This window comes from Dactylosporangium siamense (assembly GCF_016862795.1).
Classification (GTDB): domain Bacteria; phylum Actinomycetota; class Actinomycetes; order Mycobacteriales; family Micromonosporaceae; genus Dactylosporangium; species Dactylosporangium siamense.
On sequence record NZ_BONQ01000102.1, the window covers coordinates 1 to 14,565 of the forward strand.

At 72.1% G+C, this 14,565-nt stretch carries 15 protein-coding genes; 8 read left to right on the forward strand and 7 right to left on the reverse strand.

Going from position 1 to position 14,565, the window contains the following annotated elements; all coding sequences use genetic code 11:
• Positions 1–121 precede the first annotated feature (121 nt).
• The 3 genes from recQ to Dsi01nite_RS32075 all read right to left on the reverse strand — a co-directional run bounded on the left by recQ (position 122) and on the right by Dsi01nite_RS32075 (position 3,642).
• Positions 122–1,960, reverse strand: a complete 1,839-nt coding sequence (gene recQ, locus Dsi01nite_RS32065; protein ID WP_203850069.1) for a DNA helicase RecQ — start codon at positions 1,958–1,960, stop codon at positions 122–124.
• A gap of 88 nt (positions 1,961–2,048) precedes the next feature.
• On the reverse strand, positions 2,049–2,399 hold the full coding sequence (locus tag Dsi01nite_RS32070; RefSeq protein WP_203850057.1) for a YciI family protein: 351 nt from the start codon (positions 2,397–2,399) through the stop codon (positions 2,049–2,051).
• A gap of 169 nt (positions 2,400–2,568) precedes the next feature.
• Positions 2,569–3,642: a hypothetical protein gene (locus Dsi01nite_RS32075; RefSeq protein ID WP_203850058.1), complete on the reverse strand. Its 1,074-nt coding sequence runs from the start codon at positions 3,640–3,642 to the stop codon at positions 2,569–2,571.
• A 120-nt stretch (positions 3,643–3,762) separates the two neighbouring features.
• Here Dsi01nite_RS32075 and Dsi01nite_RS32080 point away from each other — a divergent pair, with 120 nt between their 5' ends.
• The 5 genes from Dsi01nite_RS32080 (at position 3,763) to Dsi01nite_RS32100 (ending at position 7,801) form a co-directional block, all read left to right on the forward strand.
• On the forward strand, positions 3,763–4,497 hold the full coding sequence (locus Dsi01nite_RS32080) for a hypothetical protein (protein WP_203850059.1): 735 nt from the start codon (positions 3,763–3,765) through the stop codon (positions 4,495–4,497).
• A gap of 72 nt (positions 4,498–4,569) precedes the next feature.
• Positions 4,570–5,184 carry a hypothetical protein gene (locus Dsi01nite_RS32085; RefSeq protein ID WP_203850060.1) on the forward strand — a complete coding sequence of 205 codons (615 nt, stop codon included), beginning with the start codon at positions 4,570–4,572 and terminating at the stop codon, positions 5,182–5,184.
• Positions 5,185–5,254: 70 nt separating this feature from the next.
• A complete protein-coding gene (locus tag Dsi01nite_RS32090; protein WP_203850061.1) occupies positions 5,255–5,881 on the forward strand; it encodes a PadR family transcriptional regulator in 627 nt (208 codons plus the stop codon).
• A 152-nt stretch (positions 5,882–6,033) separates the two neighbouring features.
• Positions 6,034–6,990: an ABC transporter ATP-binding protein gene (locus Dsi01nite_RS32095; RefSeq protein WP_203850062.1), complete on the forward strand. Its 957-nt coding sequence runs from the start codon at positions 6,034–6,036 to the stop codon at positions 6,988–6,990.
• Positions 6,991–7,075: 85 nt separating this feature from the next.
• A complete protein-coding gene (locus tag Dsi01nite_RS32100) occupies positions 7,076–7,801 on the forward strand; it encodes an ABC transporter permease (RefSeq protein ID WP_203850063.1) in 726 nt (241 codons plus the stop codon).
• On the opposite strand, the gene Dsi01nite_RS32105 is transcribed toward Dsi01nite_RS32100, so the two are convergent.
• Positions 7,786–8,415 carry an NAD(P)-dependent oxidoreductase gene (locus tag Dsi01nite_RS32105; protein ID WP_203850064.1) on the reverse strand — a complete coding sequence of 210 codons (630 nt, stop codon included), beginning with the start codon at positions 8,413–8,415 and terminating at the stop codon, positions 7,786–7,788. The two genes, Dsi01nite_RS32100 and Dsi01nite_RS32105, sit on opposite strands and share 16 nt — an antisense overlap.
• A 69-nt stretch (positions 8,416–8,484) precedes the next feature.
• Between Dsi01nite_RS32105 and Dsi01nite_RS32110 the strand changes: the two genes are divergently transcribed.
• Positions 8,485–8,856, forward strand: a complete 372-nt coding sequence (locus tag Dsi01nite_RS32110) for a winged helix-turn-helix transcriptional regulator (protein ID WP_239136324.1) — start codon at positions 8,485–8,487, stop codon at positions 8,854–8,856.
• Positions 8,856–9,635 carry an SGNH/GDSL hydrolase family protein gene (locus Dsi01nite_RS32115; protein WP_239136325.1) on the forward strand — a complete coding sequence of 260 codons (780 nt, stop codon included), beginning with the start codon at positions 8,856–8,858 and terminating at the stop codon, positions 9,633–9,635. Before Dsi01nite_RS32110 ends, Dsi01nite_RS32115 begins: the two co-directional genes overlap by 1 nt.
• A 93-nt stretch (positions 9,636–9,728) precedes the next feature.
• Here Dsi01nite_RS32115 and Dsi01nite_RS32120 read toward each other — a convergent pair whose 3' ends face one another.
• From Dsi01nite_RS32120 to Dsi01nite_RS32130, 3 genes are all read right to left on the reverse strand, one after another.
• Entirely contained in the window at positions 9,729–10,715 is a 987-nt protein-coding gene (locus Dsi01nite_RS32120) for an NADP-dependent oxidoreductase (RefSeq protein WP_203850065.1), read from the reverse strand.
• An 80-nt stretch (positions 10,716–10,795) separates the two neighbouring features.
• Positions 10,796–12,292 carry a class I SAM-dependent methyltransferase gene (locus Dsi01nite_RS32125; RefSeq protein ID WP_203850066.1) on the reverse strand — a complete coding sequence of 499 codons (1,497 nt, stop codon included), beginning with the start codon at positions 12,290–12,292 and terminating at the stop codon, positions 10,796–10,798.
• 3 nt (positions 12,293–12,295) lie between these two features.
• Positions 12,296–12,616, reverse strand: coding sequence for an antibiotic biosynthesis monooxygenase family protein (locus Dsi01nite_RS32130; protein WP_203850067.1), 321 nt, complete (start codon positions 12,614–12,616; stop codon positions 12,296–12,298).
• A gap of 155 nt (positions 12,617–12,771) precedes the next feature.
• Here Dsi01nite_RS32130 and tyrS point away from each other — a divergent pair, with 155 nt between their 5' ends.
• Positions 12,772–14,040, forward strand: a complete 1,269-nt coding sequence (gene tyrS / locus Dsi01nite_RS32135; RefSeq protein WP_203850068.1) for a tyrosine--tRNA ligase — start codon at positions 12,772–12,774, stop codon at positions 14,038–14,040.
• The last annotated feature ends 525 nt before the right edge of the window (positions 14,041–14,565 follow it).

The following is a 14,565-nucleotide window of genomic DNA, read 5'->3' on the forward strand; positions in this document are numbered from 1 at the left end:
CCGGGTGTCGGCCTGCCCGGCCGTGCCGTCCTGGAGCGGGTCGGGTGCCGGTCTGCCCGGCCGTGCCGTCCTGGAGCGGCTCGGGTGACGGCCTACCCGGAGGCGCGGGCGGCGGCGCCGATCACGCCGGCTCCGGGTCGCCGAGGGCGTCGAGGACCTGCTGACCGAACTTGGCGAGCTTGTTCTCCCCGACACCGCTGATCGTCGACAGCTGCGCGAGCGTCGTCGGGGCCTCCGTGGCGATCTGCCGCAGCGTCGCGTCGTGGAAGATGACATACGCCGGGACGCTCAGCTCCTTCGCCGTCGCCGAACGCCACGCACGCAGCCGCTCGAACAGCGGCGCCGCCTGCGCCGGCAGCTCCGTCGCGGCGGCCGCGCTGCGCTGCTTCGCGACCTTCGCCGCCGACACGGGCCGCTCGGGCTCACGGCGCAGCATCACCTGCCGCCGCCGGCCGAGCACCTCCGCGCTGTCGTCGGTGAGCACCAACGTGCCGTAGTCACCCTCGACCGCGAGCAGCCCCTGCGCGAGCAACTGCCGCACCACCGCTCGCCATTCGGCCTCCCGCAGGTCGGCGCCGACCCCGAACACCGTCAGCTCGTCGTGGTGCCACTGCACGACCTTGTCGGTCTTCTTGCCCAGCAGGATGTCGATGCACTGCCCCGCGCCGAACTTCTGGTTGCGCTCCTTCTGCAGCCGGAACACCGTCGACAGCAGCTTCTGCGCCGGCACTGTGCCGTCCCAGGACTCCGGCGGGCTCAGGCACGTGTCGCAGTTGCCGCACGGTCCGCTCTGCTGCCCGAAGTAGGCCAGCAGCTGCACCCGCCGGCACTCCACCGTCTCGCACAGCGCCAGCATCGCGTCGAGGTGCCGGCCCAGCCCCCGCCGGTGCGCGGCGTCGCCCTCGGACCCCTCGATCATCTTGCGCTGCTGGACCACGTCCTGCAGCCCATAGGCCAGCCACGCGTTGGACGGCAGGCCATCCCGCCCGGCCCGGCCCGTCTCCTGGTAGTAGCCCTCCACCGACTTCGGCAGGTCCAGGTGCGCGACGAAGCGCACGTCGGGCTTGTCGATGCCCATCCCGAACGCGATCGTCGCGACCATGACGAGGCCGTCCTCCCGCAGGAACCGCGACTGGTTGTCCGCCCTGACCCGCGCGTCGAGCCCCGCGTGATACGGCAGCGCGGGCACGCCGTTGTCCTTCAGGAACTCCGCGACCTTCTCCACGCTGGAGCGCGACAGGCAGTAGACGATGCCGGCGTCGCCGCGGTGCTCCGTGCGCAGCAGCTCCAGCAGCTGCCGCCGCGGGTCCTGCTTCGGCACGATCCGATACTGGATGTTGGGCCGGTCGAAGCTCGACACGAAGTGGCGCGCGCCGGTCAGCCCCAGCCGGGTGCCGATCTCCTTGTGCGTGGACGTCGTCGCCGTCGCCGTCAGCGCGATCCGTGGCACGTCCGGCCACCGCTCGTGCAGCACCGAGAGGTTGAGGTAGTCGGGCCGGAAGTCGTGCCCCCACTGCGACACGCAGTGCGCCTCGTCGATCGCGAACAGCGCGATCCTTCCCCGCTCCAGCAGCCGCATCGTCCCCGGCGACGCGAGTGCCTCCGGCGCGAGATACAGCAGGTCCAGCTGCCCGCCGACGAACGAGGCCTCGACCGCCCGGCGACTGTCGAGGTCGAGCGTCGAGTTGATGAACCCGGCCCGCACCCCCAGCGCGGTCAGCGCGTCCACCTGGTCCTGCATCAGCGCGATCAGCGGCGACACGACCACACCGGTGCCGTCGCGCACCAGCGCCGGGATCTGGTAGCACAGTGACTTGCCGCCGCCGGTCGGCATGAGGACCAGCGCGTCGCCGCCGCCGACGACGTGCTCGATGATCTCCTGCTGGCTGCCCCGGAACGTGTCATAGCCGAACACCCGTCTCAAGACCTCGAGTGCCGGTCCGGTCGTCTCAACCCCCACGGTGCTGTCCACGCGGCGATTCTACGGAGGGCGACCGACAGAAACGGCCGCCCCGTTCGCAGCGGATCGAAGTGGTGACGGTGTGTGCCTACTGGCTGAACACGATCGGGCGGACCTCGATCGCGTTCCACTTCGCGTCCGGGATCATCGCGGCGAGCTCCACCGCGCGCTCCTTCGTCTCGCACTCAACCAGGTAGAAGCCGGCGAGGAACTCCTTGGCCTCCACGTACGGCCCGTCGGTCACCGTCTCCGCCCCGGCCCTGATCCGGACGACCGCGCTCTCCTTCGGATCGGCCAGGGCGAGGGTGCTCACCATCTCTCCCGACTCGGTGATCGTCGTGATGAACCGGTCGTGCCCGGCCATCACCTCGTCCACGTCGGTCTGCGTCAGCGTCGCCCAGACGTCCGGGTTCATGTGGATCAGCAGCAGGTACTTCACGGAAACGTCACTCCTTCAGCGTCGGTGCCTTCTGAGGACAGGTCGGTGCCGGCGGGCGTCGCTCGACATGCCCCGCGCGGGAATTCCCGCCCGGTGGGTAACGGTCCACCTCGACGACGCGGTGCGCCGCGCGTTCAGCGGTACCCCGGCGCCGGCGTCACGGGTCCGTTCAGCCGGCCTTGACCGCGGCGGGCAGCGGCAGCGACCTGGTCAGTTTCGTCAACGTCGCGGCCGCCTTCGCGAACTGCGTCCCGTTCGGATGCACCGACAGCACCGCCACGATGTACCGGTCGCCGTCACCGACCGTGCCCGTGGTGTGCAGGACCTCGCCGCTCATGTCCGGCTGGTTCGGCGCGGCGGCGTCCACGAACTGTGCCTGCCCGGCATCGGGCAGGGACGCGTCGGCCACGCACGGTGTCGCCGGGTTGTCGCCGAACCCGGACCAGCCCTGCTTCGCCGACCACGGTTTCCGGAACGAACCCGGGATGCCGAACGACTGGTCGTACCGGTCCGTCCCGCACTTCGTCGACCCGTGCAGGTCGCCCATGATGACCTCGCGCACCGGCGCCGGCGCCTTGTCGAGGATGTACTGGTACACCCGCACCAGGTCACCCGCGCTCACGGCGGTGTACCCCCAGTAACCCGGCTGGTTCGCCGGCGGTGGTGCGGTGTCCTGCAGCGCCAGCCGCTGCACCATCCGGGTCACGATCTCCCGCTGCCCGCGGGCCTTCCAGAACCCGGTCGCGGCCGTGTCGTCGCTGCTGCGCAGCATGATGTCGAGCTTCGGCCGGTCCGCCGCCGGCACCGTGTAGGACGGCCCCCGGTCCCAGAAGTAGTCCAGCGCGATCAGCAGCTTCACCAGCGACGCCGACCTGAACCGCCAGCTCGCCTTCTGCTGCATCACGAACGTCCCCGACTGCCGGTCGAAGATCACGATCCCCGCGGTCACGCCGGCCGGCACCGCGACCGTCGTCGCGACCGACGGTGAGGGGCTGGCCGCCGCGGAGGTCGCACCGAGTCCGGCCGAGGCGCTGCCCGACGGGGCGGGCTGGGCGGGCTGGGCGGGCTGGGCGGTGCCCTGGTCCCCGGACCCGCACCCGGCCAGGACGAGCGCGGCGAGGCCCGCGACGACGGCGCTGAGCACGAACCGCACCCGCCGCGCCCCGGCCACGCCCCGCGCCGGCGGCAGCGTCGACGGGGTGGTGGGCGGTGCCGTCGGCTGGGTGACCCGGGTCGAGAGCATGGCCCATCCTCGCGCCGCGCGCGGCTGGGCACAAACCTCGGGCGGTATTTGGCGTGAGGTGGCCGGGGCGGGAGCGTTCGCCGAGGTCGGGTGCGGTCCGGCGTGCGTCACCATGGCGGGGTGGGGGGCCGGGGGCGTCCGTGGTGGGCCGCTCTCGTCCTGGCGGTCCCGGTCGCGCTGCTGCTCGCCGGGTTGTGGAAGGCGATCGCGCTGTTCGCCGCCGTGTGCGCCGGCCTGGTCGCACCGGTGCTGGTCGGGCAGTGGTGGAGCCGGCGCCGGCAGCGGGCGGCGAACGTGGGCGGGGCCCAGGTGTGGGACGGGCACCTGGCACTGGACTGTGCCGCCGGGCTGTGGGAGTTCGGCGTCGGCTCGGCGTTCCTGTTCGGTGCGGGTGTACCGGTGTGCCTGGCCCCGCAACCGCTCGGGCTCCTGGTCGAGTTGCGCCGATCACGACTGCGCCGGGTCGCGGCCCGGCGCCGGGCCGCGGTGCGCCACGCCACGGCGCGGCGGGCGCCGGCCCGGCCCACGCCCCGTCATGGTGCGGCACCCCCGGGCCCGGCCCGGCCCACCGCGGGACGGACCGGGGCGGGCCCGCCGGGCGCCGGCGGTGCTGATCCGGGCGGCGGTGCGGGCCAGGCCCCGATCCTGGTCTCGTGGACGGACATCGCGGCGGTGCGGCAGGCCGGGCCGACCCGGATGACTGACTGGGGCAGGGCCGGCGTACTGCCCTTCGACGTCGTGGAGGTGGTGCTGCACGACGGCGGGGTGCTGCCGTTCGCCACGCCGGACGCGACCGGGCTCGCCGACCTGATCACGCTGCGGAGCTCCGCCGGAACCGGATCGGGAGCCGGATGACCGGGTGATCGACCGGAGACTCTGCGTGGCTGAGTTGCGCCGGTTTTTGGCGGTTCCGTACGGTGGTCTTCCATGGCAGAAGTGATCGAGGTCGGTGTCTGGTTCGAGAGCCGGCCGATCACCGTTGAGCAGGGCGTCGACCGGTTCGAGGCGCTGCGGCGCGGTGACACGGGATGGGCCGCGGCCGATCCGGGGGTCGAGCGGTTCCACCGTGAGGTGCTCGCCGGGATCGAGGCGGCGTGGTGGGCGGGGCCGGTCGTCGCGGCGGACACGCACGTGCTGCTGAGCCTGCGGCCGGACACGCCGCAGGAGGCGCTGGACCTGGTGCACAAGCTCGCCGACGAGTGCGAGCTGCTGTGCTTCCAGCGGCCCGGCCGGCACCAGCCCGCGGCGCTGTGGCAGCCGCGCCGGCTGCTGCGGGTGCCGGTGCCGCGGCTGTCGACCGACGACGGCTCGCTCGCGCACCACCCGACCGGCGACGACATCCGCGAGTTCCTGGGGCGGCTCGACGCCGACAACCCGTCGGCGGTGCTGTGGCGCGGGGACGGATCCTCGATCCGGGTGACGTACGTGCCCGGTCAGCGCCGCTGGCGCCTCGAGACCGCCGTCGGGGACGAGCGCAGCGAGGCGGTCCAGGACGACCTGTCCGGTGTGATCGAGCGGTTCGAGGCGTTCGCGCACTCGTGACGTTGTGGCCGTGCACTCGTCCGCGTATGCTCGTGGACGAGTAAACGGCGGCGAGCATCGGAGGTGGGGCATGGCGAAGCGGCGCAAGGTCGGCAACCTGCTCGGCCTCCAGCTGCTCGCCATGCTGGTCGAGCGGCCCATGCACCCCTACGAGATGGCCACCGAGCTGCGTGGCCGCGGCAAGGAGCAGGACCTCAAGATCCAGTGGGGTTCGCTGTACACCGTCGTGCAGAACCTGGAGAAGCACGGATTCATCGAGGCGGCGGAGACGACCCGGGAAGGTCGCCGGCCGGAGCGCACGGTGTATCAGCTGACCCAGGCCGGCCACGAGGAGGCCCTCGACTGGCTCCGCGAGATCGTCGGTGTCCCCGAGCGGGAGTTCCCGAGGCTCAAGACGGCCCTGTCCGTCCTCGGCGTGCTCCCACCCGACGAGGTGATCGACCTCATCGGGCAGCGCATCGCCGTCCTGGACCGGCGGCTCGCCGGGGACCGGGCCGACCTGGCCAGGACCCAGGACGTGGTGCCGAGGATCTTCCTGATCGAGACCGAGTATTCGATCGCGCTCGAGCAGGCGGAGGTCGACTGGCTGCGCGGGCTCCTGGCCGAGCTGCGGGCCGGCACCCTGCCGGGCATGGCCGCCTGGCGCAACTACCACGACACGGGAGAGCTGGACGTCGAGGCGTTCATGGATCCCTGACCACGCAGAAGGCCCCGGTCCGGTGCGGGAACACCGGGCCGGGGCCTGACCTCGACCGATCCCGCGGGAACGAGCCCGGCGAAGGTGTGTGCAACCGCCAGGATAGCGAACTCCCGCAGGACCGGTCCCGACCCACGGAACCGGAGACCACCATGTCCGCTGCCGTCACGGCACACGAACTCGTCAAGACGTACCCCAAGGGCGTCACGGCACTCGACCGGCTGTCGCTGACCGTCGAACCCGGGGAGGTGCTCGGCCTGCTCGGCCCGAACGGGGCCGGCAAGTCGACCACCGTCAAGATCCTCACCACGCTCGCCCGGCCCGACTCGGGCACCGCGAGCGTCGGCGGCCACGACGTGTTGCGCCACCCCGAGCGGGTGCGCCGCGTCATCGGCGTCGTCTCGCAGCGCTCCGGCCTGGACCCGGCCGCGTCCGGCCGGGAAAACCTGATGCTGCAGGGCCACCTCTTCGGGATGCGGGGCGCGACGCTGCGCCGCCGCGTCGACGAACTGCTCGAGACGGTCGGCGTCGCCGACGCCCAGCACCGCGCCGTCCGCGGCTGGTCCGGCGGCATGCAACGCCGCCTCGACATCGCGCTCGGCCTGGTGCACCGCCCGGCCGTGCTGTTCCTCGACGAGCCGACCACCGGCCTCGACCCGGAGGGCCGCGCCAGGCTGTGGACGGAGATCGCCCGCCTCGCCGGCGCCGACCTCGCGATCCTGCTGACGACCCACTACCTGGACGAGGCCGACCGGCTCGCCGACCGGGTCGCGATCGTCGCCGGCGGCCGGATCGTCACGCAGGGCACACCTGCGCAGCTCAAGGCCGAGTTGCGGGGCGACGCCGTGCACCTGGAGCTGCGGGAGACGCACGAGGCCCTCGACGCGGTGCGGGTGGTGACGGCGCTGCCGGGGCTGCGTGACGTCTCCGTCGACCAGCGGCGGCTGTCCGCGCGCGCCGACGACGGAGCGGCCGCGGTGCCGGGGGTCCTCGCGGCCCTGGAGACCGCGGGGCTGCCGGTCACGAGCGTGACCGTCGCCCGGCCTTCCCTGGACGACGTGTACCTCAAGCACGCCGGCCAGCGCATCGCTGCGGAGGTGGCGGCGTGAGCGGCCAGGAGCGCAGCGGAGGGCTGCTCACCGGGATTGCAGTGTTTGGCTCAGGTCGGCGCCGGAGCGCAGCGGAGGTGGCGGCATGAGCGGCACGTTCTGGTTGACGGCGCGGCGGTTGCGGGCGCTCATCCGGCTGCCCGCGTTCCTGTTCATCATGCTCATCCAGCCGGCGATCTGGCTGTTCCTGTTCGGCAACCTGTTCCGGCGGGTCGTCGAGCTGCCCGGTTTCGGCACCGGCAGCTACCTGGACTACCTGGTGCCGGGCGTGATCGTGATGAGCGCCGTGTCGTCCAACATGTGGTCCGGCATGGGCGTGCTGGAGGAGATCGACCGCGGCACCATGAACCGGTTCCTGATCACCCCGGTCAGCCGCGGCGCGATCCTCAACGCCGCTGTCATCGAGCAGGCCCTCAGCACCGCCGTGCAGTCGCTGATCATCGCGTTGCTCGGCATGGCGGCCGGCGCGAGCTTTCCCGGGGTCCTGCTGATCGTCGCGTCGGTGCTGCTCGGCACCGTGTTCAGCGCGTTCTCCAACACGGTCGGCATGCTGGTCCGGCAACGGGAGACGATCATCGGGCTCAACACGTTGCTGCTGCTGCCGCTGACGTTCCTGTCCTCGGCGTTCATCGCCAGGAGCCTGATGCCGGGCTGGATGCAGGCGATCGCCGCCGGCAACCCGGTCAACTGGGCGCTCCAGTCGGGACGCGAGTCACCCGACCTGGTCGCCGGCGGCGGTCTGCTCGCCCTCGCCGCGGCCATGGTGTGGCTGTCGACGCGGACGTTCCGGACGTATCAGAACGCGGTCTGACTCCGGACGGTGAGCTGGGCGCGGTGGTGCTTGGGGGACACCGCCTCGTCCAGCATCGCCACCGCCAGGTCCGCGTAGGTCGTGGTCCCGTCGACGAGCCGCCCGTCCGCGGTGATCGCGTACGACCCGGTGCCGGGCTCGTCGACCAGCTGCATCGTGGGCGTGAACAGCACCCAGTCCACCGGTCCGCGCTCCAGCTCGGCCACCTCGGCCGCGCGAGCGAGCGAGAACGGCCGGTATGCGTCGGGGAAGTCGGCGCTGTCGTAGACCTTCACCCCGTCGGGCCCGTCGAGGGTCGAGGCGACGCCCACCACGAGGAGCCGCCCGACCCCGGCGCGGGCCAGGCCGTCGAGCAGCGCGCGGGTGCCGTCGCCGTACAGCTTCGTCGCGTCGATGTCCGCGGTGTAGATGGCGCTGACCGCGACGTCGTGGCCCGCGGCGACGGCGGCGACGCTGTCCGCGTCCGTGACGTCCCCGGCGACCGCACCCTCCACGTCCGTGTGCCGGGCCGGATCCCGCACGACCGGAGTCACCCGCAGCCCTCGCTCCCGCGCCCCGGCCGTGATCCGCCGACCGGCCCGTCCACCCGCTCCGAACACCACCAAAGAGGTCATGGCAGGGACCGTAGAACGGGAGACGTCGGTAACTGCAACGTAACCGGGGCGTGCGTTACGGTCGGCGGTGTGATCTCGCCGCTGCCACGCGACCTGTTCGACCCCGCGTGCCCGTCGAACGCCACCCCGTTCCAGATCGGCGACAAGTGGGCCGGGATGGTGCTGGTCTGCCTCGAGGAGGGCCCGCGCCGATTCAGCGAGCTGCGGGTGCCGCTGCACCGGGTCTCCGCGAAGGTCCTCGCCGAGACCCTGCGCGCCCTCGAACGCGACGGCATGGTCACCCGCACCGCCTACGACGAGGTTCCGCCCCGGGTCGACTACGCGCTGACCCCGCTCGGCCGCACCCTCTTCCCGGCCATGGACGCCTGCCGTGCCTGGGCCGCCGAACACCTGACCGAGGTCCTCGACGCCCGCGACGACTACGCCCGCCGGGGTGCCTGATGTTCCACCGCTACGTGGCGATCGGCGACAGCACCACCGAAGGCATGGACGACCCCGACGGCGCCGGTGGGTACCGCGGCTGGGCGGACCGGTTCGCCCGGCACGTCGCCCAGGCACAGCCCGGTCACCCCCTCGAATACGCGAACCTGGCGATCCGCGGGCGCACCACCGCCCGCATCCGCGCCGAGCAGCTGCGCCCGGCGCTGGACCTCGCACCCGACCTCGCCACCGTCGTCGCCGGCATGAACGACATCCTGCGCGGCTCGTTCGACGTCTCCGCCGTCGCCGGCGACCTCTTCGCGATGCAGGAGGCCCTGGTCGCCCGGGGCGCGACGGTGCTCACGTTCACGCTGCCCGACCCGGTGCCGGTGATGCCGATCGCGAAGCCGCTGCGCGGCCGGGTCGTCGCCCTCAACGCCGCGATCCGCAAGGCGTGCGCCGACAGCGGGGCGATCCTGCTCGACCTCGGCGCGCATCCGGTCGCGTCCGACCCGAGGCTGTGGAGCGACGACCGGCTGCACGCGAACACCGCCGGCCACGAACGCATCGCCGCCGCCCTCGCCCACGCCGTCGGCCTGCCCGGCACCGACGACACGTGGACGCTGCCGCTGCCGTCCGCCCCGGCCCGACGCCGGCACGAGGTGCTGCGCGCGGAACTGGCCTGGGGCCGCCGGCACCTGCTGCCGTGGGTGGGCCGCCACCTGCGCGGCCGCTCGTCCGGCGACGACCGTTTCGCGAAACGCCCCGATCCGGCACCGGTCGAGCTCCCCGGCACCTGAGCACCTGACCCAGGGGCCGGGCCTGCGCTGTGGGTGGCCCGCTCGAAGGTCGGACGGCCGGCGCGCTGGAGCGTGCGTGCGGTGACGGTCGGGTCAGGGGATGAGGATGACCTTGCCGCGGACGTGGCCGGACTGGCTCAGGTTGTGCGCCGCGGCGGCTTCGGAGAGCGGGAACGTCCGCTCCACCGGCATCGTGAAGCGGCCCTGGCGGTACAGGTCGGCGGCCTCGTCCAGGGTGTGCCAGGCGCGGCCCTCCGAGCCGTCGGTGACGCGGGCGCCGAGCTTCGGCGCGTCGAAGTCGGCGAGGCTGACCACGGCGGCGGGCACGCCAGTGAGGGTGATCAGGTCGGCGACGGCGCCGTGGCCCGCGGTGTCGAGGGCGAGGTCCACGCCCTGCGGCGCGGCGGCGCGGACCCGGTCGACCAGGCCTTCACCGTAGGTGACGGGAACGGCGCCGAGTGAGCGCAGGAAGTCGTGGTTGCGGTCGCTGGCGGTGCCGATGACGGTGGCGCCGCGGGCGACGGCGAGCTGGGTCGCGGCGATGCCGACACCACCGGCGGCGCCGTTGACCACGACCGTCTGGCCCTTCTCGACGCCGAGCAGGGCGAGCGCCCGCCCGGCCGCCTCCACGACGCCGGGCAGGCCGGCGGCCTCCTCGAACGGCATCCCCGCCGGCTTCGCCACCCACAGTTTCAGCACCGCGAACTCGGCGGCGCCGCCACCGGCGGCCAGCCCGAACACCTCGTCACCCACCCGCGGCGTCGACCCGCCGTCCTGAGAGCCGCCGTCCGCAGAGCCGCCGTCCGCAGAGCCGCCGTCCGGAGAGCGGCCCGGGTCGGCGGCCGGCAGGGCGGGCCCGACGGCGTCGACGACGCCCGAGACGTCGCCGTGCGGGATGACCGGCAGCCGGGTCGGGGTGGTGTCGCCGAAGGCGCCGCTGCGGACCTTCCAGTCGAACGGGTTGATGCCGACGGCACGCACCCGGATCCGGATCTGGCCCGGACCGGGCGTGGGATCGGCGACGTCGACGACGTGCAGGACGCTCGAGGGACCGTACTCGGAATACTGCAGCGCTTTCACGTGAGCCACCTCCGATGGATGGTGAGTGAACGGACCGAGCCGGGCGCCGGGGGCGGGAACCCCGCGGTGGCGCGCCGGGGTCAGGTGTTGAGCGGGCGGCGGGCGACCAGCAGCACGTGCGTGTCGGGCCACGGCAGTGGTGTGCCGTCCTGGGACGACAGGTGCGCGACCGGGGCGAGGCGGTGCTCGACGATCCAGTCGTTGCGCCACGAGTGCGACGCGCCGTCGACCTCGAAGCCGACGTCGGTGAGCAGCGCCTTCCAGTCCGCGAACTCCAGACCGCAGAACTGCTCGTGTGCCTCGGACAGCCAGTTGTCGGGATAGTCCTTGTGGGTGAGGAACTCCATCGCGTCGCCGAGGGCGATGTCGACGGCGCCGTCGGGGCGGGCGTCGAACGGCAGCGGGAAGTGGAAGTCGGCCGCGAAACGGTCGAGCCGGGCCCGCGTCGGCAGGCCCTCGACCAGGGCGGCGATCGCGTCCCGGGACAGACCCGCCAGGTCGGCGGGCGCGCCACCGGCGGCGCCCTGCAGGTCGAGCCGCACCCGCAGGTCGCGGTTGTCGGGGCCGCAGACGTCGGAGTTGATCCAGACGCCGCCGGGCACCGTGTGGTCATAGATGGCCTGGGCGAAGCGGCGCAGTGACGTCATCCGCTGCCCGTAGGACCAGATCTCGTGCGTCAGCGCGAACGTCAGCGTGGTGTCGACCGACCGCGGCGCGAACACGGCGCCACCGAGCACGTTGCGGCAGTAGAAATACACGTTGGGGTTGGTGAACCAGCCCTGGGCCTTGCGGTGCACGCACTCCTCGAACAGGTGCCGGGCCACCTCGACGCCGATCAGGTCGCTCTCCCGCAGCGACGGCTCGCGGTCGGCGAGGGCGAGGACCGCGCCGGCGCCGCAGCCGACGTCGACGATCCGGCCGGGACGCACGTGCCGGCGCACCAGGTCCCACTTGCGCTCCGCGCTCGCCTCGAACGCCTCGGCGTAGGTGCGGTAGTCGCGGGTGGTGGTGAGCCCACCCTCCTCGCCGACGACCGGGTCGTTGACGACCTGGGCGACCTGCTCGCCGAGCCGATACCGGTCGTAGAGGTCGAGGCTCGCCGGGTGCGCCAGGTCCCGCCACGCCGGGTCGCCGGCGGCGAGCCGCAGCAGCACGTCCCACGGCCGGTCCGGCACCGGGTCGTGCTCGGCCTCGACCCCGGCGATGGTGAACCCGAGCTCCGCATACATCGCCGCGACCTCGGGCGTCGAACACGCCACCACCGTGTCCCGGGGTGTCAGCGTCCGGCCGAGCACCGACTCGACACTCTTGAGGGTGACCCCGGCGAACCGGTCGGTGTGCGCGGTGTCGAACACCGGCACGACCAGGGACCGCAGGCCCTCCTGGACGCTGAACCGCTCGATCGCCGCCTGCCGCCGGTCATAGCCGACGGGGTTGCGTTTGGTGTTCTGATGGTTGGCGCTCGTCACCGCCCACACGACCGTCTGCCCGCCGGCGCCGGCGAGACCACGCAGGTAGTCCGCCTGGAACCTGGTCAGCAGATGGTGCCGTCCGGGGAAGAGGACGAAGCGCTCCAACGGTCAGCCCTCGGTGGCGGGTGCCGGGTCGGCGTGCTGCACGACCTCGAACTCCAGCAGGCTGGAGCCGGACGCGACCGGTTTGGCCCGCTCGCCGGAGTGCGCCTCGAGCGCGGGACCCTTCGCCCACGCCTGGAAGTCCTCCTCGGTCTCCCACCGGGTGTAGACGAAGTAGCGGGTCTCACCGGCCACCGGGCGCAGCAGCTCGAAGCCCAGGAACCCCTTGGACCCCTCCACGGCGCCGTGCCTGGCGCCGAACCGGCGCTCCAGCTCCGGGCCCGCGCCGTCAGGGACTTCGATCGCGTTGATCTTCACAACCGCCATGGGACAACCCTAGCGTTCGGCTACGACAGTTCCGGCGAACGATCGGATGAGTGCCGTGGGCGAGGCACCTGGCGTACACCTGCCGCAGGCGCGACGAACAGCACCGGCGGGAATGCGTTGGGCCACCGAAGTGGGCGGGTGCGAGAATCGCGGGCGTGACCGATGTGCTTGATGATCTGCAGTGGCGTGGCCTGATCGCGCTCTCGACGGACCTCGACGAGTTGCGCGCCGAGATGGCGAAGGGGCCGCTGACGTACTACTGCGGGTTCGACCCGACCGCGCCGAGCCTGCACATCGGCAACCTCCTGCAGATCATCACCGTGCGCCGCCTCCAGCTGGCCGGGCACCGCCCCCTCGCGCTGGTCGGCGGGGCGACGGGCCTCATCGGCGACCCCCGTCCGTCCGCCGAGCGCCAGCTCAACTCCGCGGACACCGTGGCGGAGTGGGTCGAGCGGATCCGTGGGCAGATCGAGCCGTTCCTGGACTTCACCGGCGACAACGCGGCGCGGATGGTCAACAACCTGGACTGGACCGCGCCGATGTCGGCGATCGACTTCCTCCGCGACGTCGGCAAGCACTTCCGGGTGAACAAGATGCTGACCAAGGACGCCGTCAGCGCGCGACTCAACTCCGACGCGGGGATCAGCTACACCGAGTTCAGCTACCAGATCCTGCAGGGGATGGACTTCCTGGAGCTGTTCCGGCGGTACGGGTGCCGCCTGCAGACCGGTGGCAGCGACCAGTGGGGCAACCTGACCGCGGGCACCGACCTGATCCGCCGGGTCGCCGGGGAGTCGGTGCACCTGCTGGCCACTCCGTTGCTGGTCAACAGCGCGGGGGAGAAGCTCGGCAAGTCCACCGGCGGCGGGAGCCTGTGGATGGACGCGTCGATGACGTCGCCGTACTCGCTGTACCAGTACTTCGTGAACCTCGAGGACGACCTGGTCGGCGGGCTGCTGCGCAAGCTGACGTTCCTGTCCAGGGAGGAGATCGAGGCCCTGGAGAAGGAGACGGCGGATCGGCCCGCGGCGCGGATCGGCCAGCGGCGGCTCGCGGAGGAGCTCACCCGCATCGTGCACGGCGCGCACGAGACCGAGCAGGTGATCGCCGCGTCGCAGGCGCTGTTCGGTCGCGGGGAGCTCACATCGCTGTCCGCGTCGACCTTGCGCGCCGCCCTTTCCGAAGCAGGGTTGGTACGGGCGGCGCCTGGCACGTCCGTTGCCGACCTGTTCATCGCCGCCGGTCTCGTCAGCAGCCGCAACGAGGCACGCAGGACGGTCGCGGAGGGCGGTGCCTACGTGAACAACGAACGGGTGGGCGACGCGGAGGAGCTCGTGGCCGCCGACCGTGCCCTGGCCGGCGGGCTGCTGGTGCTGCGCAAGGGGAAGCGGACGTTCGCCGGGGTCGAGCTCGGCTCGATTTGACTCTGTCGCAGCACTCCACGTAGCTTTTGCGAGCGCCACGGGGCACCTGCCCGGTGGCGCTCTGCGCGACCGGACCACGGACACCACCAAGCGAGTGATCGATTTGGTGGAGATCGGGAAGCCGGGTAACGTAGATGACCGGCAGGGAAACGGACGACATGCGTCGGGCGTCCTGCCGAGCAGCCAAACGACCAGCGACCGGGTGACCGGCCGAAGGTCATGCCCACGAGGCGGACGGCAGCCAGTCGACAACGTCGATTTGGATGCGGGACGCGGAGCGGGTAAAGTTTACAGCCGGCAGGGATGCGGACGAGGCACGCGGGTCACGGAAGTGAGCCGCAGCGGACGTCCTGCCGAAACCATACGACACTCGACCGGGTTACCGGAAGAGCCGTTGTGTGTCCGTAAAACGGGACAAAGTACGGCGAGCCGGACTTGACACCGCAAAACGGATGTGCTAGAGTAAAGCGGAACGAAGCGCCCTGGGTGAGCGGGACTGGTCAACAGTTTGGCTCTGCGGTGTGC

Excerpts from the sequence above, each read along its gene's own strand:
- Dsi01nite_RS32075 (WP_203850058.1), bottom strand. The coding sequence starts at position 3,642 with ATGCTCTCGACCCGGGTCACCCAGCCGACGGCACCGCCCACCACCCCG.
- Dsi01nite_RS32085 (WP_203850060.1), top strand. The coding sequence starts at position 4,570 with ATGGCAGAAGTGATCGAGGTCGGTGTCTGGTTCGAGAGCCGGCCGATC.
- Dsi01nite_RS32090 (WP_203850061.1), top strand. The coding sequence starts at position 5,255 with ATGGCGAAGCGGCGCAAGGTCGGCAACCTGCTCGGCCTCCAGCTGCTC.
- Dsi01nite_RS32095 (WP_203850062.1), top strand. The coding sequence starts at position 6,034 with ATGTCCGCTGCCGTCACGGCACACGAACTCGTCAAGACGTACCCCAAG.
- Dsi01nite_RS32100 (WP_203850063.1), top strand. The coding sequence starts at position 7,076 with ATGAGCGGCACGTTCTGGTTGACGGCGCGGCGGTTGCGGGCGCTCATC.
- Dsi01nite_RS32105 (WP_203850064.1), bottom strand. The coding sequence starts at position 8,415 with ATGACCTCTTTGGTGGTGTTCGGAGCGGGTGGACGGGCCGGTCGGCGG.
- Dsi01nite_RS32115 (WP_239136325.1), top strand. The coding sequence starts at position 8,856 with ATGTTCCACCGCTACGTGGCGATCGGCGACAGCACCACCGAAGGCATG.
- Dsi01nite_RS32130 (WP_203850067.1), bottom strand. The coding sequence starts at position 12,616 with ATGGCGGTTGTGAAGATCAACGCGATCGAAGTCCCTGACGGCGCGGGC.